This window comes from Clostridium neonatale, assembly GCF_900465025.1.
Lineage (GTDB): Bacteria > Bacillota > Clostridia > Clostridiales > Clostridiaceae > Clostridium > Clostridium neonatale.
Genome location: NZ_UICR01000001.1, coordinates 2,489,286 through 2,511,646 on the forward strand (window position 1 = coordinate 2,489,286; position 22,361 = coordinate 2,511,646).

Genomic DNA, 22,361 nt, shown 5'->3' on the forward strand with positions numbered 1-22,361 from the left:
TTATAAGTCTTTCGGCATGTTATCCTATTATTTGATATCATTTTATTATAAAAATATTATTTATTATTTTAATATGCTTCATTTAGTAATAAAAAGAAGCCTAACTTTATAAAATTAGACTTCTTTTTATACTAAATGATATATATTAAAATTGAATTATTATTTTTTATTTCTTTATTGGCTTCTTTAATACTGCAAGCATTAACATACCAACTACGGAACCTGCTGCAACCGCTAATAAGTAGAATAATGGATTTCCTATAACAGGAACAACAAATATTCCGCCATGAGGTGCCATTAATGTACAGTTAAATATCATTGATATTGCTCCTGCAACACCTGAACCTATTACACAAGCTGGTATTACTCTTAATGGATCTGCTGCAGCATATGGTATTGCACCTTCTGTTATAAATGATAATCCCATTATATAATTTGTTATACCTGATTTTCTTTCGTTTTCATTAAATCTATTGCCAAAAAATGATGTAGCTAGTGCTATTGCAAGTGGTGGAACCATACCGCCTGCCATTACAGCTGCCATTACTTCATAGTTTCCACTTGCTAGAGAAGCAGTACCAAATACATATGCTGCTTTGTTAAATGGACCACCCATATCAATTGCCATCATTGCTGCAACTACTATACCAAGTAATACTCTACTTGTGCCACCCATAGAATTTAAGAAATATGTAATCCCTTCATTAATTGCACCGAAAAATGGATTAACAATTACCATTATAAGCCCAATTAAGCCTATTCCAAGGAATGGATATAGTAATGTTGGCTTTAAACCTTCTAATGCATCAGGTAAATAGCTGAATAATTTTTTAAGCCCAAGTACTAAATAACCTGCTACAAACCCTGCAAACAATGCACCTAAAAATCCTCCACTAATTGGGACAATACTGCTATCAAATGCACTATTAAAAGTTGTTCCGCTACTAGCTAATGCACCACCAACGAAACCTACTGCAAGACCTGGTCTATCTGCAATACTCATAGCTATGTATCCTGCAAGTATTGGAAGCATAAAGTTAAAGGCCAATCCACCTACAGTTTTTAAGAATGCTGCAACTGGAGTATTCATTCCAAAGTTTGATGGGTCTATAGAATAGTCATCAAGAAGAAATGCTAATGCTATAAGAATTCCACCGCCTATTACAAATGGAAGCATATGTGATACACCATTCATTAAATGTTTATATAATTTTCTTCCTATTCCTTCGCCATAAACCTCTTCATCTGAATCAGAACTATCACTTTCATGATGATATACTGGTGCATTTCCGTTGCTCGCTCTTTCTAATAATTCTGTTGCCTTATGTATTCCATCTGCAACTTTAGTTTTTATAACCTTTTTCCCATTAAACCTAGCCATTTCTACATTTTTATCTGCTGCAACTATAATACATTCTGCATTTTCAATATCTTCCTTAGTTAAAACGTTTTTAGCTCCTCCAGAACCATTTGTTTCAACTTTAATTGATATTCCCATTTCCTTAGCTTTATTTTCAAGGCTCTCTGCCGCCATATAAGTATGAGCTATACCAGTTGGGCAAGCAGTTACTGCTAACACTTTATACCTTCCATCATTAGTACTTGATAATGCAGCTTCACCCTTATTTTCTACTTCATCTGGAAATTTTTCTGATTCCTTTTCGTCTATTAACTTTAAGAACTCCTCTTTGTCAGTACAATCTATTAAAGATTTTCTAAAACCTTCATCCATAAGTATTGTAGACAATCTAGCAAGTACTTCTAAATGTAAATTATCATTATTATCTGGAACCGCAATCATAAATATAAGATGAGCTGGCATTCCATCTAATGAATCATAATCAACTCCTTGTTTACATACAGCAGCTGCTAAAGATGCTCTCTTTACTGCGCTTGTTTTTCCATGTGGTATTGCTATACCGTCACCAATCCCTGTAGTACTTAAATCTTCTCTTGCAAGAATTGCTTTTCTATATTCTTCTTTATTATTTAGATTTCCTGTCTTATCCATTAAATCTATAAGTTCATTTATGCATTCTGATTTATCTGAAGGATTAATATTTAGATTAATTCCTTCTTTATGTAGTAAGTCTACTATCCTCATCTTAAGTTTCCTCCTCTATTGGTACTATCTTTTGTATAATTTATATTATAAAAAAAATACTATGTATATATTAATTGTTGTGATTATTCAATATAATTTTATAAGTAATAAAAATTATATTTTTAATTCATTTGCTCTAATAAATTTATAACTTCATCTTTAGTTGCTAATTCTTCTGAAAAAGCACTTGCACTACCTGTTGCTATTCCCATTTTAAAGGCTTCATTTATATCATTATTTTTTAAGTAACCAGAAATAAATCCAGCAACCATTGAATCTCCGGCACCTACTGAGTTTTTAAGTATTCCTTTTGGTACCTCTCTTTTTATAGGATCACCATTCTCAGGTATTAATATTGCACCGTCACCAGCCATAGAAATAATAACATTCTTTGCTCCCATTTCTTGAAGTCTTTTACCATATTTTATTATGTCGTTATCATCATTTAATGTTACATTAAATAATTCCGCAAGTTCATGATGATTTGGTTTTATTAAGAACGGTTTATATTTTAATACCTTTAATAATAAATCTTTAGTAGCATCTACAACAAATTCTACTTCTTTATCTAAAAGTCTCTTCATTATACTTTCATATATATCATTCGGTACACTAGATGGTATACTTCCTGATAAAACTAGATAATCTCCTTTTTTTAGATGACTAATTTTTTCAAATAATAATTCTAAATCACTTTCTGAAATCCTTGGGCCAGAACCATTTATTTCTGTTTCTTCATTGCTCTTAAGCTTAACATTTATTCTTGATAATCCAGATTTTACTTTTATAAAATCACAGTCAACGCCATGGTCCTTAATTCTTCTTAGTATTTCATCACCTGTAAATCCTGCAATAAATCCTAATGCAGTATTTTTTACACCTAGATTATTAAGGACTATTGAAACATTAATTCCCTTCCCACCTGGATATATTTGTTCTTCATTGCTTCTATTTACTGCATCAACTTTAAAGTTATCGACCTTTACAATATAGTCTAAAGATGGATTTAAAGTTATTGTGTTAATCAATTCATATCACTCCTATTACATTTGTATCATATTTAGTATTTCCATTTAACTTATTTGTTATTAGCGTTGCATCTTCTATATTTCCAAATGTAACAAAACTAACTTGATCTAGTTTTGACTCATCTGCTAATACATAAGCCTTTTTGCAACGTCTTAAGGCCTCAGCTTTTACCATTCCTTCAGTAACATCTGGTGTAGTATATCCATTTTCATTGCTTATACCATTAGCACCAAAAAAACCTTTAGAAAAATTATATTTTTTAAGATCCAAAACTGCATTGCTTCCAATAATTGCTTCAGTAACGTCTTTTATTTCTCCACCTAAGATAAATGTTTTTATATTTTTTTCTAGTAACTTTTTTGCATGAACTATTCCATTAGTAACTGCTGTAATATTAGTATTTGATATAAATTCTATTATAAGTTCTGTTGTTGTTCCTGCGTCTATGTAAATTACATCTTCATCTTGAATAAGTGAAGCTGCATGAATAGCTATTTTTCTTTTTTCATCTAGGTTCAAAGATTTTCTAACATTTACCTTATAATCATGTCTTGAAGCTTTTTCTCCAACTAAAGTTGCGCCACCATGAATCTTTTTTAATAGACCTTCACTATCTAAAGCATTTAGATCTCTTCTTATAGTAGATTCAGATGTATTTAGTAACTTTACTAAATCATTTACTGAAATCATACCTTTTATTTTTAATTCTCGAAGTATGATATTATGTCTTTCTTCTGTAAACATTTTTATCTCTCCTTGTCTATATAATAACTCGTATCCAAATAAAAATCAATCATTTTCATTCAATTTCATTCATTCTTTTATTTTATTTTGATTATTTATGAATGTTTATGAGTGTGTTTAAATAATTCCTCTAAGCAATATTCAAGCAATACTCCTTCTTTAGTAGGATAATCATATTCACTACTTTTATTTATACAATAAGATACAAATTCACAAGCACGTTCTACACCTTCAAGCAAAGATACATTATTTACTAAATATCCACTTAGAACTGCTGTAAACAAATCTCCAGTACCTGGATATGATTTTTCTATTCTTTCATTTTCAATCAAAGTAATTCTATCTTCTTTTCCATAATAAATTGATGTACCTATCTTTTTTCTATCTTTTAATGGAAGACTTGTTATTATTACATCTTTACACCCTAAACTATATAACTTTCTTGAAAGTGTTAATATATCGTCATTTGTTATACTTTCTTTTATTATTTCATCACATAAAATACAGCTTTCAGTATAATTAGGAGTTATTACTTTTGAATATTTAATCAATTCCTTTAAGCTATCTGAATATTCTTTATTAAAATTTTTATAATAAGATCCATTATCTCCAAAAATAGGATCTAGTATTACTAATTGCTTATCTATGTCATTACTTTTTAAAAATTTTAATGTAGCTTTTACATTTTCTAGTGACCCTAAATATCCAATGAATATTCCGTCAAAGTCCATATCTATACTCTTATAATGATTAAAAGCTTTTTCTATATATCCATCACATTTTATTATTTCTGGACTTCCAAATCCACCAGTATGGGTACTTAAAATCATAGTTGGAATAGGACATACTTCTATTTTCATAATTGATAAAACAGGAATTACATTTGTAAGTGCTGCTTTTCCTACACCACATAAGTCATGTATTGTTGCTATTCTGCTTATAGGTTTTTTCATATATTATTCTCCTTTAACATTCATTCTTTAGTAAAATGTTCCTATAATAAAGATTATAATCTTTAAGCATATTTACTTCAATTAATAATGCTTATATTCTATAAGTCCAAGCAAAACATTAACAAAAACTCCATATTAACTTAAAAATATTTCAAGCTAATATGGAGTTTATTCATCTAATATCTTTTAAAATAATTATTTATTTATTGGTTTTTTTAGTATAGCTAAAATAAACATTCCAATAATAGATCCACAAACTATGGCACAAATATATCCAAATGGATTGCTTACAACTGGTATTACAAATACTCCTCCATGAGGTGCTCTAAGTGCGCATCCCAAAAACATAGACATTCCTCCAGCTACTGCTGATCCTATAATACAAGATGGTAATACTCTTAACGGATCAGATGCTGCAAATGGAATTGCCCCCTCTGAAATAAATGATAATCCCATTATATAATTTGTAAGACCTGATTGTCTTTCTTTTTCGGTAAATCTATTCTTAAAAAATGTTGTGCATAAAGCTATTGCAAGTGGAGGTACCATTCCTCCTGCCATTACAGCTGCCATGATTTCAAAGTTTCCGCTAGCAAGTGATGCAGTACCAAATACATATGCTGCTTTATTTACAGGGCCTCCCATATCAACTGACATCATTCCGCCTAAAACTACACCTAATAATATCTTTGATGTATTTCCCATAGAATTTAATCCATTAGATAGCATTGTGTTTAACGCTCCTACTGGAGGGTTTATTAAAAATGTGATTATAGCACCAATAATTAAAATTCCAAAGAAAGGATATAATAATACAGGCTTTATACCTTCTAAACTTTGAGGTAATTTATTGAATATCTTTTTTAATAATACTATTAAATATCCTGCAACAAATCCTGCTAAAAGAGCTCCTAAGAATCCTGAACCACCTGCATTTGCAAGAGCTCCACCTACGAATCCAACAGCAAGAGCTGGTCTGTCTCCTATACTCATTGCTATATATCCTGCAAGTATAGGTAGCATAAATCCAAATGCTTGTCCACCAACCGTCTTTAGAAATGCTGCAAATGGTGTATTCATACCAAAATTAGATGGATCTATACTATAGTCATCAAAAAGAAACGCTAAAGCAATTAATATACCACCGCCAATTACAAATGGAAGCATATGCGATACACCATTCATTAGGTGCTTGTATATTTGATGGCCTATACTTTCATTTTGCATAGAATCTTCGCCTGAGCTAACTTGTCCATCATGATGATATACACTAATCTTTCCATTTATAGCTTCATCTATTAAATTCGAAGCTTTGTGTATACCATTTGATACTGAAGTTTTAATAACTTTTTTGCCATCAAATCTAGCCATATCAACGTTTTTATCTGCTGCAATAATAATACATTCAGCATTTCTAATTTCCTGAGCTTTTAAAACATTTTTAGCTCCACCAGAACCATTTGTTTCTACCTTAATAGAAATTCCCTTTTCCTTTGCCTTTTCTTCAAGAGCTTCTGCCGCCATATAAGTATGAGCTATACCTGTAGGACATGCTGTTACTGCTAAGATTCTATAATTAGAATTACTATATTCATTTTTTTCTTGACCATATTTTTCTTTTTCTTTTTTATCTATAAGTCTTAAGAATTCATCATTACTTCTACTATTAATTAAACTTTCCTTAAAATCATTATCCATAAGTATAGTAGATAATCGTGCAAGTACTTCTAAATGTAAATTATCACCATTTTCAGGAACTGCTATCATAAAAAATAATTTAGATGGTTGTCCGTCAAGAGAATCGTAATCTATTCCATCTCTACATACTGCTGCAATCAAAGTTGCTTGTTTTACTGAGCTGCTTTTTCCATGAGGAATAGCAATCCCATCTCCTATGCCTGTAGTACTTAAAGCTTCTCTTTCTAAAATAGACTTTTTATAAATCTCCTTATCTTTTATGTTTCCAGTCTTATACATCAAATCAACCAAATTATCTATGCATTGATTTTTATTTACAGTTTTTAAATTCAAATTAATACAATCACTTTTAAGTAAATCTATAATTTTCATTTTATAATTCCCCCTATATAAATAATTTTTAATTTCAAATTTCCTTTTCATTAGTAAGAATTAATTATAATACATAATAAAATTTACTTATATTTTTATCACCACATTTCTATTTTTATAGATATAAAGCTTATATGTAAACATTTAAATTTATTATATTTATATATTAACCTATTTTTAGAAATAAATCAATCATTTTCATTCATAAATATTCAATAAAATTCATTTTCAATCATATATTATCAAATCGCTTTATCTAAAATAAATTTTTATAAAATTGGCAATATTATATTAGATAAGTTTTAAATCTTAAAATTCGAAAAAATGCATTAATGAGAAGCTTAATATAGCTTTAGAAAATATAATTATAAGGAGAACTATTTTGAACTTGAACAATAAGATAAAATCAATATTATTCATAGTAATTTCATCAATATTATTTACTACTATGAACTTATTTAGCAAATTATCTACAAATATCAGCTTATATCAAAAAGCTTTTGTTGCAAATATTACAGCTGTTATTGTAATTTCAATAATTATTTTTAAAAACAGACTTTCTTTTATTGGAAATAAAGAAAATAGAAAAAATTTAATAATTAGAGGAATATGCGGAACTGCATCATTGATATGCTTATATTACTCAATAGAACATTTAATATTATCAGATTCTGCTATGTTATCTAAACTTGGTCCTATTTTCGCAACTATATTTGGAGTATTTATAAGTAAAGATAAGATAAATAAAAGACAAATATTATTTTTATTTATTACATTAATAGGTGCTGTATTTATTATAAAACCTAAGTTTTCTTTTGAATTTCTTCCAGCATTAATAGGTTTATTCTCAGCAGCTTCTGCTGGAATGGCATTTACTATGATCAGAATCATAGGCAATAAAGAAAATTCATATACAATAATTTTTTACAATATTGCTTTAGCAACTCTTATAAGCTTTCCTTTTATGTTTTTCAATGTAGAAAGTTATTCATATAAATCATCTTTAGTCTATATGGTTCTTGGTGGATTATGTATAGCATTTGGACAAATTTTTCTAACTCTTGCCTACAAAAATTCACCGGCATCAAGTATTGCTATTTATGATTACATAGGTCTTATTATATCTGGCATATATGGTCTTATAATATTCCATGAGATCCCAGATATATATTCTTTTATTGGATATATAATCATTTTTGTTAGTGCTATTTTTAATTTTATTTTTCAAAAAAATGAAAAATAAATAAAAATCATATAAAATAAAAGTAACACAACATATTACTTTTATTTATAGTTAAAGTAATATGTTGTGTCAAAACTTTATCTATTAATACTATTTACTTAATAAGTTTAATCTCTTATTTGTTTAATAATATCAATTAACATACTAACCCTATGAAAAGGCGCTATAAAATATAGTCCATCGCTGACCTCTTTTAGTTTTTTAACAATGTCAACTGCTATTTCTGTTCCTACAGATTGTCCTTCTTCTTTTGTCATATCTTCTGAAAACATATTTATATACTTTTCTGGTATAGTTACACCTGGTAATTCATTATGTAAGAACATTGCATTTCTATAACTTACAATTGGAAGAACCCCTGCTAATATTTTAACATCAACTCTTTGTTTAATTACTTTTAAAAATTCTATAGCTTCATCATCATATATTGGCTGAGTCAGAAAAAAATCAGCTCCTTTTTCAATTTTTTTCATCATACGATTAAACTCAACTTCTTTATTAAACACATTTAAGTTTAATGCGCCACCTATTAACATACCATCTTCTTTAAAAACTTCTGTATTCATATCATTTATAAGTTCTATTAATTTAAACGAATTTAAGTTAAATACACTTTTAGTCTGAACTTTACTTGCATCTGATACTGGATCACCAGTTATAGCTAATACATTCCTTATATTTTCAATATGTGATCCAATAAGGCTAGAACGTATTGCATTAGTATTCTTATCTCTGCAGCAAATATGAGGCATAGCATCTATTCCTATTTCCCTTTGAATTTTTGATGCCATTATTACTGAATCTGCTCTAACTCTTGACATAGGAGAATCAGGAACTGTAACTAAGTCAACATTATTTTCTTTACATAATCTAGCGCCTTCTATAACCTTAGAAATTTCAGTATCTGAAGGAGGAGATAACTCAATAGCTATTACAAATTCTCCATCATCCAGATTTTGTTTGAATTTATTTTTCTTTAGCTTAATCGTATGTTCATTAGTTATAACAACATTTGTTTTAATATTATCACCTAATTTACTAGCAGATATGTATGATGATAGTTCCTTTACATAAGATGGATTTGTTCCGCAACAGCCTCCAAAAATCGATACACCAAAATTCTTTAATTCAGAAACTTTCTTTGCAAAATATACTGGATTATTAGGATAAACAGTTCTTTCATGAATTATTTCTGGAAATCCTGCATTAGGTAATACTGCTATTATTTTATTATTTATTGCTGATTTTTTTACTATTTCGCACAAATGGCTTGGACCTGATCCACAATTAAAACCATAACCATCAATTTCATTTATATTTTCAAGATAACTTAATACTTTTGATACACTTAATCCATCTCTTGTAAATCCATCTGGCTTAAATGCAAAAGAAGTTAATATAAATGTTTCATTATTTTTTTCTTTTATATATTTGCTTATTTCATCTAAGTATGTATAGTTACTAAATGTTTCAAAAATAAAAATATCAATCTTTTTTTCTAAAAAGCAATCAACAATAAATTTATATTCATCTAATATTTCTTCATCAAATTCATCTAAGCTATTTTCTTTCCTTATTGGTCCTATACTTCCACCTATAAATATATCCTTGTTATAAGTAGCTTCTTTTGCTATATCTATTCCAGAATGTATAATTTCTTTTAGAGCTTTATGTGTAACACTTAAATCATAAATATTAGCAGAAAAAGTATTTGTTCTTATTAATTTAGCCCCAGCTTCAATATATTTTGAATGTATTTTCTTTATTGTATTTTTATCATTTAAATTTGCAAATTCACAGTATGAAATATCATTTCCACTAATTTCTGAATAATATGTTCCCATAGCCCCATCAGAAACCAATACCCTATTTTTTAAATATTCATCAATCATCATTGTAAGTCTCCCCAATTCTTTGTACTTATAATTTAATCTTTTGGTTATTATACTATAAATTTTTCTCAATGTATACTTGTACCAAAAAATAGGCTGATTAAAAATCAGCCTATTTCAAATTCGTCCATTAATTATTCTTTCCCAATAATAATATTGAACTTATTTATAAATTTCTACTATTTAGTTTCACCTTGAACAGGAAGCTTATCATTTTCTTGGTTTTTATTATCATTTCCTGAATCATTACTATTATCTTCATTCTCAGATGGATTGTCATTTCCACTTGGTTTTGCTGGTTCCTTTTCTGGAATAGTTTCTTCTTTATTAGGTGGTACAGTTTCTTCTGGCACCTTATTTTCCGGTGGTACTTCTATTATAATATCATCTTCAGGCTTTTGAGTACCTGAATTATTATTATTATTATTATTTGTATTCGCGTTACTACTAGAGTCAACTGCACCATTAATTACAGGTTTCTTAATTCCATCATTGTTGTTATTCGAACCATTAGTATTATTTGAATTATTATCTGTATTAGCGGTATTATTTTCCACTTTATCAACTACCTCAGATCCTGGAACCTTAACTTTTTCACTATCTTCATCATCGCCCCATTGAATTACATTTTCCTTATCTTTTATAAGTTCAGTAATTTCTTTTACTGGTGCTTTATCAATTTCCTTTTTTGCATCTTCATCTGCAACTTGTAAAACTTCATATCTTCCTAAGCTTATTCCTGCACTCTTTGCTTCTTCAACATCTTCTTTTTTACCTTTTACGTAAGTAACCTTTTCAGATTTAAATGTAGATTTTATAGTTCCAAAAACTGATTCTTCATAATCTGTATTTTCATCCTCATTTACTAATGCAAATGCAACCAAAACATCTCTATTTTCTTTTAGATAATTCTTTTCTACCAATATATTCTTTATTTTTTGTATACCCTCATTAATATTTAAACCTTTTAACTCCTTAAAATTAATATTTTTTCCGTCATCATTCATTCCTTCAACTTTAAGGATTGTTTTATTATTATCAACTTCTATTTGTATACTAGGATTTATATCTAAACTAACAACTGCATACGCTGCTTCTTTATATGATAACTGATAAAAGAAAGTAAATGCTATTAAGAATAATGCAGCTATTGATCCGATTGTTTTCATAAATGAATTACTTCTAATATTTCGTATATTATTCGTTCTTATAATATCTTCTTCAAAATAAAATATTTTTTGTCCTATAGCCATATTCTTCTTTTTAGATATTTTGTCCATATGACCATCGTCATTCATAATAATCGCGTAATTCTGTTTTACTTCCATTATTATACCTTTATTCATTTTATCACCTACTTCCTTATCCAGTTTCTCAGCATTCTGAAATTCTTATCAATTATTATCACAACAGAAATAATAAATTTTTTACTTCTTTTTATTACTTTTTCCGTAACAGAATATTTTAATACTATTCTTTTTATTGGAAGTCTCTTTTTTTCATACATGAAAGTAAGAAATTCTTCATCATCACTTATCTGCTCTGATAAATTGATTGCATTAATTCTTGTAGCTTGTTGTTTAGGTGCTTCTTCAACTAAATCTTCCAAACTAAAACCAAAGGAGCTTATTTCTTCTTTAAATCTTGTTATCTCGTCAACTAACAATTCATTTTCTTCCTCTTGCTCAATATACTCGTCCTTAATATCTAAACCTTTTTCAACTAAATCTTCAAAAGAAGAATGTTGATGTTTATTTTCGCTTTTTAAGTAGTTTTTTATTCTACTTGAAATAACGAGTTTTGCAAAGGATAAAAAATGTCCTTTATCATTGTCATATCTCTCTATAGCTTCATTAAATGCAAGCAATCCAATACTAATTTCCTCATCATTCTCGCACGAAACATATCTTCCTGTAGTATCCGAAATACTCTTTATTATAAAAGGCATATGTTTTTCAATAAGAGAATCAATATCAGAATATTCACCCATATTTAAATCTTTTAAGACACATTCGAGCATATCTTGGCTCCTTTCCCGTTCAATATAATATACATAGGATAAACTTATTTTGGGTACTTTTCTTAAAAAAATTTAAGAAAAAAATACGTTTCTCCTATGTATAAAAATTAAAATACCCTTTTTTCTACAGCTTTACCTAAATTAATTATACTGCAATAGTATTTTTCGTTAATTTTTAATTATATACATTTATACTAACATATTTTCATGAATAAATTAAGAATTATTACCTTAAAATAATATTAATTATCTGTTCATTACTTAGCCTATTTAATACATCATTGTCTGTTATATCATCATTTTCCAATACTTCATTTATCAAATTCTTCTTATATTCTTGCATTAAATATATAGTTTCTTCAATTGTATCTTTAGCAATTAGTTTATATATATTAACAACTCTTTTTTGCCCTATCCTATGTGCCCTATCACTGGCTTGATCATGTACTCCTGGATTGTACCAAGGATCAAAATGTATAACTATATCTGAGCTAGTTAAGTTTAAACCTGTTCCCCCTGCTTTCAATGAAATTAAAAATATCCTTATGTTTTCATCATTGTTAAACTGCTCAACTAATTCTATACGCTTTTTAGCAGATGTTGATCCATCCAAGTATACATAATTAATGTTTTTATATTTAATTTTCTCTTCTATTCTCTTAAGCATTGATGTAAATTGCGAAAAAATAACTATTTTATGTTCATTTATATTTTTCTCTATAATCTCTTCAGTAACATTGAGCTTTCCATTATTGCCACTATAACTTTCCAAAATCAATGATGGATCTAAACACATTTGTCTAAGTTTCATTAAATATGAAAATAATTCAATCGTATTTTCCTTTTCTCTTTCATTATTAATTTTATTTTTTATTTCTAAGAGCAGTGAATCATATAATTCTTTTTGCTTTTTAGGAAGCGTAACTAGAACTTTATTTTCAATTTTATCAGGCAATTCTTTTAAAACATCTTTTTTGTTTCTTTTTAAGATATATGGACTTATTAGCAACTTAAGCTCTTCTAGCATATTTTTATCATCTTTTAAAAATTTTCTTGTAAATTCATCTTTTGAATATAAATACCCAGGCATTATAAAATCAAAAATACTCCATAATTCAATAAGATTATTTTCAATAGGTGTTCCTGTTAATACAAATCTAATACTTGAATTAATTTCCCTTACCACTTTTGCAGTTTGAGTTTTATAATTATTGATATTTTGTCCTTCATCTAAAATTAAATATTCAAAATTTATTTCTTTATAATCATCAATATCATTTTTTAACAATCCATAAGTAGTAATTAAAATATTATATTTATCGCTATCTTGAATTATTTTTTTTCTTTCCTTAACATCACCATAAACAATTCCTATTTTTAAAGCAGGTGCAAATTTATTAAATTCTGATATCCAGTTATATATTAAAGAAGTCGGTACAACTACTAAAGACTTTTTTAGTTTCTCTGACAGTAAGAATGTAATTGTCTGAATTGTCTTTCCAAGTCCCATTTCATCTGCTAAAATTCCACCCAAATTAAAATAACTTAGGCTTTTAAACCATTTATAGCCTTCCATCTGATAACCTCTTAGGTTTCCATTTAAATCATCTGGAATTGTAAATTTCAGCTCACCAATATCTGTAATTTCTTTTATTACATTCTCTAAATTCTTTCTTACTTCTAAGAATGATTTATTATCTTTTATCTTTTCATTTAAATAATACAATTTATTAATATCCAAAATAGATTTTTCACTTTCTATATTCAGTATGCTAAATATATCTAATATATTAGATATTTCTGTATTATTTAAATCTATATAGCTGCCATCACTTAACTTTATATATGACTTGCTATCTTTATATTCTTTTATAATATTTTTAAAATCATATTCATTTATTTTATCTAATTTAAATGAAAAATCATATTTATTATCTCTATTTATATTTAAGCTAAAATCACTAAACTCAATTTTTTTAAAGTTAAAGAAATTATCATTATTTAAGATATTAATCTTAGCAATATTATTTAGATTTTTTATTCCATATTTTAAGAAATCGTAGTATTCATCATCTGTACCTAAAAACTCAAATGTTTCATTTCTATAATAAAATCTATTTTTATTTAATTCACTTTCTATAATTCTAAGCTTTTTACCATATTTCTCATATAAATTTCTATCATTAATAACAGTTTTATAATCAACTTCTTCATGGTCACAAATTAATACTGCATTACATATATATCTATCTGATTGTTTTTTAAAATATAAAATGACTTCTGTATTTTTATTTATAATTTCAATTATATTATTATCTAAATTTATTTTTTCACCTGCAATATTCAAATATGCCAATAGATCTTTTAGCTCTTCTATAGATATATTCTTATTTATTTCTATCACATTTTTATTTTTAAGCTCATTAAATAAAACCTTATATATTTCTATTTGCTCTGATGATGGTATATAAATATCTTTATCATACATAAACACATCAAATCGATCATTTAAAGGAATTGGATGATTCTTTCTTGTTGTTAATATGTACTTATCCTTCATCTGCTTTAAAGTAAAAAATAATGGTAAATCAGACTTTTTAATATTACACAAATATGTAGTTGAATTGAATATTAATTTAACTTTTCTATCTATTAACTTGCTAAAAAGCCTTCTTAAAAATTTATTTGATACTCTTACAGTACTTTTATTTGAATTAAATTCACAGGAATATTCATATAAGTATTCTAATAACTCCTTATCTTCCTTAGAAAAATAATATTTTTTATATGTATAGATAAGACCCTTTCCTATTATATATTCTTCCTTATTAAAATAGCTATTTAACCATTCATTAATACTTAATACTGGATACGAATATTCATTGTTTATATACAAACTTATATCAAAATTTTTTCCATTAGTTTCAACAACTTCTTTAATACTAATACTTAGAGTAAGTTTAGTTTTTTCTACAGAGTTATTAATATTTTTAATTTCATCAATATAATATAACTTGTTCAAAATATTTTTTTTAATGTTTTCAGGACTTTTTTTCTTTAGATTTGCTTTAGCTGCTTCTGTAAATTTAAATCCTGTTGCGTATAAATGCTTACATATATATATATTCTTATCATTTTTAGATATATCTAAAAAATAATCACATCCACATCTGCATGAAATTATTTTCTCATTTTTTGTATCAATCTTTAGATGGCTACTAAAAAATTCATTAATATTTTCTTTCTTAAAACTACCATATATATTATAAATATAATCATTTTTATGAACGTTTAATTTGAGTAATTCTTTATTTTTCAAAAGTTCCTTACCTTTTTCAATGCTATATTTTGAAGAATTATTTATTATAAGTTCTTCAAATTTTGATAATTTCATTAATTCACCATCCTTTTGTATTTAATATTATTCCAATCTCTTTACTTTAAAAATTAATTATATCATTTAGTATTTATAATTTACAATTAATTAAATTACAATATTATAAATTGCAATAAATAAAGTATCATTAAACATACTTTCGTAATTTCAATGATACTTTATTATAAAATTTAATTATTAGCACATTCCGCCATTACCACCATTATTCCCCCCACCACAACCATTCATATTATTTTGAGATTGTGGTTTTACGCCTTTTTGAGCATATCTAGAAGCATAATCAAGCACTCTTGCTTGAAGGGTATTTAGGCTATTCATATATTCAATATTATTTGGATCAATCTCTACTGATCTTTTTAAATAATTAAGACCAGATTCAAACCATCCCTTTTGTACAGCAACAAATCCTTGAAGATAGTTCCATTCTGCACTGTTTCTATCAGATAATAAGTTCAACTTTGCTTCTGCCGCAGCAAAATTTTTATGTTCTATGAAGGCTCTTACTTCTTTATATATATCCTTGTTTATAAGAATATCATAAGCTGAATTTAAAAGCTTTATTTTTTCCTGAGTAGTTTCATCTTGATTTTTTGTATATTCCTCTATTAGTGCTTGATATCTAGCTTGAATTTCTTCTTCTGATGCATTACTATCTATACCTAAAATTTGATATGGATCCAAAGTTTAAATACACCTCTTATATATTTATATACACTATAATTATATTTAAAAAACTTAATATTATTCCTTATAAATTCCTTCACAAATATCTAGGCTTTAAAAAATTCTTTTAATATAACAGCTCTTATCGCCTCATATTTAATACAATCTGGTAATTCTTTTTTAATTAAACTTATTTTTTCATATCCCACTTTATTTATTGCCTTTAATATAGTTTCTTCTTCCTCTTCATTATAAAAATCATTTAAATTTATATTAAAACCATTTTCACCAAATTCTTTAATATAATCTGTAACATATCCTAAAATTGTAGAAATTGAAACTTCAATTTCTTTTGACACTTCATCTATTTTTATATTATTTTTTAACATGTCTATTGCGATTTCATCTACTTTTCTAGTTTCATTATCTATTATTACTTTCTTTCTTTTTTTCTCCTGCCAAACAGCATCTATATTATTCTTTAATATATAATTATTAACTTCATTGATTATTATCTCCCCATATGACTCTATTTTTTTAGGACCGATTCCTGATATATCTTTTAGCTCATCTAATGTTTTTGGATACCTTCCACTAATTTCTTTTAGAGTATTCATACTCAAAATTGCTTGTGGTAATGTATTAGCTTTTTTAGCTAAATCATTTCTTATACTTCTTAAGCTTTTATATAAATCTATATCTGTTTGAACTTCTAATATATCACTTTCATGATTTTTTATTTTTTCATCACTACTTTTATCATTCTCATTTTCAAGTTTTATATTATTGTCAATAACATATTCTTTAATTAAATTTTCAAATTCATTTCCGTATCTTTCATATTTAGTTCCACCAACCCCTGTAATTTCAAGCATCTGTTCTCTACTACTTGGATATTTAGAAGCCATTTCACGTAAAGTTGCATCACCAAAAATAACATATGGTGGTACATTATGCTCACTTGCTAAGTTAAATCTAAGTCTTCTTAATAATTCAAACAATTCATTATCTTCACTTAATTTCTTTGATACCTTAATTTCTTTAAATAATACTTTTTGCTCTCCAACAAGAACTTTTCTAGACATATCATTTAATCCAAGAACAGGATAAGTCCCTTCAAAAACAGATATAAATCCATGCGAAATAAGAGTATTTATAAATGTTTTTAATTCTTCACTTGAATAGTCCTTCATTATTCCATAAGTGGATAATTCGTTAAATTTCAAATCTAAAACTTTTTTATTCTTTGACCCTCTTAATACATCTACAAGAATTGTAGCACCAAATTTTGTTTTCATTCTATATATACATGAAAGCACCTTTTGTGCATCAGTAGTTTTATCTACAACTTCACCTTCACTTAGACAATTACTACAGTTATTGCAATTCTCATTTGGTTCTTCGCCAAAATATGATAACAAATATTTTCTATAACAATCATTACTGAATACTAAATCATTCATTTGATGAAGCTTTTTATACTGCATATTTTTTCTTTCAGGATTTTCAATTGAATTTTCTATTAAATATCTTTGTATATGAACGTCCTGTGGTGAATATAAAAGTATACATTCAGACTTTTCACCATCTCTTCCTGCTCTTCCTATTTCCTGATAATAACTTTCTATATTTCTTGGCATATTATAATGAATTACATATCTTATATTTGGTTTATCTATTCCCATACCAAAAGCATTTGTAGCTACCATTATATTAGTTCTATCATAAATAAAGCTTTCTTGGTTTTCTCTTCTTTTTTCATCACTTAATCCACCATGATAATATGATATATTAAAATCTCTTTTACATAAATCCTCGTATATTTTCTCTACTTCTTTTCTTGTTGCAGCATATATAATTCCAGATACATCTTTATTATTTTCTATATACTTATATAAAAACTTATTTTTATTTTCTCCCTTTATTATATTTATATATAAGTTTTCTCTATCAAAGCCTGTTATAAATATTTTAGGATTATTTAATTTAAGTAAATTAATTATGTCTTCGCGTACTTCATCTGATGCTGTTGCAGTAAAAGCAGTTACAACAGGTCGCTCTTTTAATAATGATATAAATCCATATATTTTTCTATAGCTGCTTCTAAAATCATGCCCCCACTGAGAAATACAATGTGCTTCATCAATAGCAATTTGCGAGATACTACATTCTGAAATCACGCTTAAAAATTCCATTGATTCTAATCTTTCTGGTGCAACATAAAGTATTTTTATTTGGCTACTTTTAATCTTATTATATATTTCTGTTTCTTCACTCTCAGAAAGTGTACTATTTATATATTCACCGTCTATTCCCATTTCCTTTAATGTATCTACTTGATCTTTCATTAAAGAAATAAGTGGAGATATTACAATAGTCATTCCTTCAAAAACAAGGGCAGGTATCTGATAACATATTGATTTACCACCGCCTGTAGGCATTACTCCAAGTAAATCATTATCTTCAAGTATTGCTGCAATTATCTGCTCCTGTCCTTTTCTAAATGATTTATATCCAAAGTACTTTTCTAAAACTTCTAACGCTTTATTATTCATTAAAAATATTGCTCCTTATAAAAATGTATAAATATCTATTTAATTACACATAATAATTTGTTATTTACTATACCCTTTATTATAACCAAAACAATAAAATTATAAAATAATATTCTATGTCATATTCTCAAACATTTTTAAAACATTGATCATTCCATATCCCCATTGTGGATTCGGATATATATCTCCAATTCTTTTATTAGTCCCCCTTGATAAATATGTCTTTATACTTTGTGAATATATATATGGATCATTTTTATTAATAATTCCCCATTCAAATAACATCGCACATACTCCTGATACTATTGCAGCTGCAACACTAGTTCCATTAACAATGCTTGTTTTATTGTTTGGTGCAACTGCTAATGTATTTACACCTCCAGCTGCTACATCTATTATATTTTTATAATTATCAACAAATGCCATTCCAGAATATGCCAAAACATTATTATTGTTTTGATTATATGCTGCTACAGCAACTATATAGTCTGAACTGCTTGGGTTCATTAAAGTTCCATATGGATCTGAAGGACTCAAATGTGTATCTCCTAAAGATATTCCTTCTTGTGGAATCCAGACATTGAATTTTCCATCTAATATCATATTTCCAATAATTCTAAGTTTCCATATTCCTGGTTGCAAATTATAAAAATTTATGCATATTAATTCGTCACCTGTATTTTCTTCTGGCAAATATGTTTTTACAATTATTGATGTTTCTTCAAAAATAAATGTATGAAAATCTGTTGAATTAATTGCAGCTTCTATAATTCCTGTATTTTCTCCAGATGGAGATAAAATATCTATAGAAAATATATTCGGTGCATCTGCCCATATTTCAACCCATAAATGTTTTTGCTCTGGAGAGATTTCTAAATCGATCAAGCTCATTCCACCTTCTTTATCTATAACTCCAGATGCATGCCTTCTTTTTTCTCTTTCATTACCTGTTCCAGTAACTATTACTATACCACTATTAGCTGAAATCGACTCTATATACTCCTCTAAAATACCATTACCTTTGTGATTTCCTGAATTGGTGCCTAACGGAAAATAAATAACCATCGGCTTATTATTTTTTAGTGCATATCTATACAAGAATTCCAATGCTGAAAAAATCGCTGTAATGTTAAAGATTGGAATTCTTATATTATATTTATTTTTGTATTCATAATCTTCTATAAGTTTTATTGAAATTAAACTACAATCGCTTGCTACGCCCTTTAATTCATGATTTTTCCCAGAAGCTCCTATTATTCCAGCCATGCTTGTTCCGTGTCCTATTTCGTCTATAGTTGGTACAATATCATAGGGTGATTGTCCATTTCTAAATGCTGTAATAGCTTCTTGAATTTTTTCTTTGCTATATACCTGCCCAAAAGTCACTTCATTATTAATACCATTGCTTTGGCTTAGAATATTTTGATCCCATATGCATTCAATTCTTGTATTACCATGAGAATCCATAAACTCTTCATTTAAATAGTCAATTCCTGTATCTAACATAGCTACTATAACATCTTTTCCTGTTAGATTTAGTGGTGATTCCAATTGTAATGGTCTGATTTGAGCTGATTCAATTGGAGACATCTGCTGAAGCGTATATCTTTCTGGCGATTTAATATATACTATTGATTTTAAATCTTTATCTCCAACAAATAATTTTGAAGATAAAGGCATTGATACAATTGCAAATTTATCATTAATTAAAGTAACATAGTATCCTGATTTTTTAGAAATTTCATATTCAATATCCCCTTGATATTGAACTATATAATGGCTATAATTAATATCCCTAAAAATATTTAATGATTCTTCAATATTATTATTCATTATACTCTTTACCTCCACATAGAATTCTTATAAATAAATTATTTATATAAAATTCTTCATAATTATCATGTGAAATTTTCACATGATAATTTCTATATGATTTGCTGAGTACATTGAATACTCCTAGTAAATCTAAATTACCATATCCTAATTCTTTATTAGGATATTTATAAAGAGCATCCCTCCTAGCTCCATAGATAAAATAGCTTCTAATTTTTATAGAATACATCGTTATATCATTTCCATCTATTACTCCCCATTGTAAAAGCAAAGCACATGCTCCTGCAACAATCGCAGTAGCAGCAGAGCTTCCTGATAATGTTGTTATACTATTAGATAATCCTGTTGTTTTTATATTAATTCCTTCAGAAACAATATCTGGATTAATCAAATTATTAGAATTAAAACCTCTTCCAGACTCTGATACTAGAATATTTTTATCACTTCTGCTATATGCTACAGTAATTACTTTCCTCGCAGTTGAAGGAATCGTTAATGTTATTTCAGGATCAGGCTCAAGAAACATTGTGCCTTCTGGCAACGTATTATTAGGTTGCAGCCATATATCATATCTTCCATCTGATTTGAATTCCGTTTTTAAAATAATCTTCCATATGCCAGCTTTTATGTTTTTAAAGGAAATGCTTACAACTTGGTGCCCAGTGAAATGCTCAGGTGTATAATAATTGACTGACATATCTGTATTTGTAAAAACATATTTTATTTTTTTTGACTTGATTATATTAATGTTATTAATACTTGGATTTATGAATTTTGAATCTTCTCCATTAGGAGAAATTATGCTTGCCGTAATTCTATTAGGTTTTTGCACCCAAATATTAAACGAGAAATTTTTCATATCTTTGGATACCTTTAATTCTATTTTTTTTTACTTCTTCTATATCATTTATATTTCCAGATACATGTCCTGCAGAACTACCTTCATTTCCAACACCAGCTACTATTACTAGTCCCCTTATTGTAGCTATAGACGTTATATATCTAGATATCAGATTATTTCCATCATGACTACCTTCTGTTGTCCCAATGCATAAGCAAATAATCATTGGTCTATTTTCTTTTAGAGCATAATTTTTTAAATACTCTATACCAGTAAGTAACTAAGAATTATTATATACAGGAATATTATTAATTCCATTTTCTCTTAGTATCTTTTTTGATTCTTGAGATTCTAATAATTTAACTATAACAAAATCACAATCTTTTGCTACTCCCTCCACGCTTTCATTATATCCCCTTGCACCTATTATTCCTGCTATTTTAGTTCCATGACCCACTTCATCTTTTGTAGGTACAATTTTATACGGATCATTATCTTTTCTATATTCTTCAATTGCCATACTGATTTTTTCCTTAGTATAAATTTTTCCAATGTACATATTTTCATCACTATTGTCACGTATATTTTGATCCCATATACTTAAAATTCTTGACGTTCCATCTTCTCTTATGAATTCTTCATTAAGATAATCTATACCAGTATCAACAATACCAATTAGGACGCCTTTTCCCGTCAGTGACAAATATGGATTTATCTTAACCTTCGTTATATTATCTATTTCTGAAACTACAGCTTCTTGTAATACGAACATATTTCTAAAATCCGTAAAAATAATTTCTGGGACATCTTGTAATAATCTATTATAATATTTTTTTGGTACAGATATTACTCCTATGGTATTTGTTATTGCAGCTCCTGTTGCATAGTTAATTTTTTCTATAGATTTTTTAAAATCTCCTCTATATTCAACTAAATAGTTACTTGACTTGTGCATTAATTTAAGAAAATTTACCATTGGATTTTTATTGACATTTTACCAGTATAATTTTAAATAAA

Annotated in this window: 13 protein-coding genes and 1 pseudogene; 1 reads left to right on the forward strand and 13 read right to left on the reverse strand. The window is 27.2% G+C overall.

Annotated elements, in window-relative coordinates:
• Window positions 1-166: 166 nt before the first annotated feature.
• From CNEONATNEC86_RS11350 to CNEONATNEC86_RS11370, 5 genes are all read right to left on the reverse strand, one after another.
• Entirely contained in the window at window positions 167-2,104 is a 1,938-nt protein-coding gene (locus tag CNEONATNEC86_RS11350) for a PTS fructose transporter subunit IIABC (protein ID WP_159136032.1), read from the reverse strand.
• A gap of 122 nt (window positions 2,105-2,226) precedes the next feature.
• Window positions 2,227-3,132 carry a 1-phosphofructokinase gene (pfkB, locus tag CNEONATNEC86_RS11355; RefSeq protein WP_159136033.1) on the reverse strand — a complete coding sequence of 302 codons (906 nt, stop codon included), beginning with the start codon at window positions 3,130-3,132 and terminating at the stop codon, window positions 2,227-2,229.
• A 1-nt stretch (window position 3,133) separates the two neighbouring features.
• Window positions 3,134-3,877 (reverse strand): DeoR/GlpR family DNA-binding transcription regulator, encoded by a 744-nt coding sequence (locus CNEONATNEC86_RS11360; protein ID WP_058295192.1) that lies wholly within the window; start codon window positions 3,875-3,877, stop codon window positions 3,134-3,136.
• A gap of 95 nt (window positions 3,878-3,972) precedes the next feature.
• On the reverse strand, window positions 3,973-4,830 hold the full coding sequence (locus CNEONATNEC86_RS11365) for a pyridoxamine kinase (protein ID WP_159116313.1): 858 nt from the start codon (window positions 4,828-4,830) through the stop codon (window positions 3,973-3,975).
• 195 nt (window positions 4,831-5,025) lie between these two features.
• Window positions 5,026-6,900 (reverse strand): PTS fructose transporter subunit IIABC, encoded by a 1,875-nt coding sequence (locus CNEONATNEC86_RS11370; RefSeq protein ID WP_159136034.1) that lies wholly within the window; start codon window positions 6,898-6,900, stop codon window positions 5,026-5,028.
• Window positions 6,901-7,282: 382 nt separating this feature from the next.
• On the opposite strand from CNEONATNEC86_RS11370, the gene CNEONATNEC86_RS11375 reads away from it, so the two are divergent.
• Window positions 7,283-8,143: a DMT family transporter gene (locus CNEONATNEC86_RS11375; protein ID WP_159136035.1), complete on the forward strand. Its 861-nt coding sequence runs from the start codon at window positions 7,283-7,285 to the stop codon at window positions 8,141-8,143.
• A 107-nt stretch (window positions 8,144-8,250) separates the two neighbouring features.
• On the opposite strand, the gene CNEONATNEC86_RS11380 is transcribed toward CNEONATNEC86_RS11375, so the two are convergent.
• The 8 genes and pseudogenes from CNEONATNEC86_RS11380 to CNEONATNEC86_RS11415 all read right to left on the reverse strand — a co-directional run bounded on the left by CNEONATNEC86_RS11380 (window position 8,251) and on the right by CNEONATNEC86_RS11415 (window position 22,320).
• Entirely contained in the window at window positions 8,251-10,035 is a 1,785-nt protein-coding gene (locus CNEONATNEC86_RS11380; RefSeq protein WP_159136079.1) for a bifunctional homocysteine S-methyltransferase/methylenetetrahydrofolate reductase, read from the reverse strand.
• A gap of 179 nt (window positions 10,036-10,214) precedes the next feature.
• Window positions 10,215-11,381 carry an anti-sigma factor domain-containing protein gene (locus CNEONATNEC86_RS11385; RefSeq protein WP_125150077.1) on the reverse strand — a complete coding sequence of 389 codons (1,167 nt, stop codon included), beginning with the start codon at window positions 11,379-11,381 and terminating at the stop codon, window positions 10,215-10,217.
• A gap of 8 nt (window positions 11,382-11,389) precedes the next feature.
• Window positions 11,390-12,055, reverse strand: a complete 666-nt coding sequence (gene sigI, locus CNEONATNEC86_RS11390; RefSeq protein ID WP_058295187.1) for an RNA polymerase sigma factor SigI — start codon at window positions 12,053-12,055, stop codon at window positions 11,390-11,392.
• Window positions 12,056-12,281: 226 nt separating this feature from the next.
• Window positions 12,282-15,449 (reverse strand): DEAD/DEAH box helicase, encoded by a 3,168-nt coding sequence (locus CNEONATNEC86_RS11395; protein ID WP_159136036.1) that lies wholly within the window; start codon window positions 15,447-15,449, stop codon window positions 12,282-12,284.
• Window positions 15,450-15,629: 180 nt separating this feature from the next.
• Window positions 15,630-16,133: a J domain-containing protein gene (locus tag CNEONATNEC86_RS11400; RefSeq protein WP_058295185.1), complete on the reverse strand. Its 504-nt coding sequence runs from the start codon at window positions 16,131-16,133 to the stop codon at window positions 15,630-15,632.
• An 89-nt stretch (window positions 16,134-16,222) separates the two neighbouring features.
• Window positions 16,223-18,670, reverse strand: coding sequence for a DNA helicase RecQ (gene recQ, locus CNEONATNEC86_RS11405; RefSeq protein WP_159136037.1), 2,448 nt, complete (start codon window positions 18,668-18,670; stop codon window positions 16,223-16,225).
• A 114-nt stretch (window positions 18,671-18,784) separates the two neighbouring features.
• Complete coding sequence (locus CNEONATNEC86_RS11410; protein ID WP_159136038.1) at window positions 18,785-20,503, reverse strand: S8 family peptidase; 1,719 nt, start codon at window positions 20,501-20,503, stop codon at window positions 18,785-18,787.
• Window positions 20,496-22,320: pseudogene (locus CNEONATNEC86_RS11415) on the reverse strand (S8 family peptidase). The gene CNEONATNEC86_RS11410 and the pseudogene CNEONATNEC86_RS11415 overlap by 8 nt, the downstream one beginning before the upstream one ends.
• Window positions 22,321-22,361 lie beyond the last annotated feature (41 nt).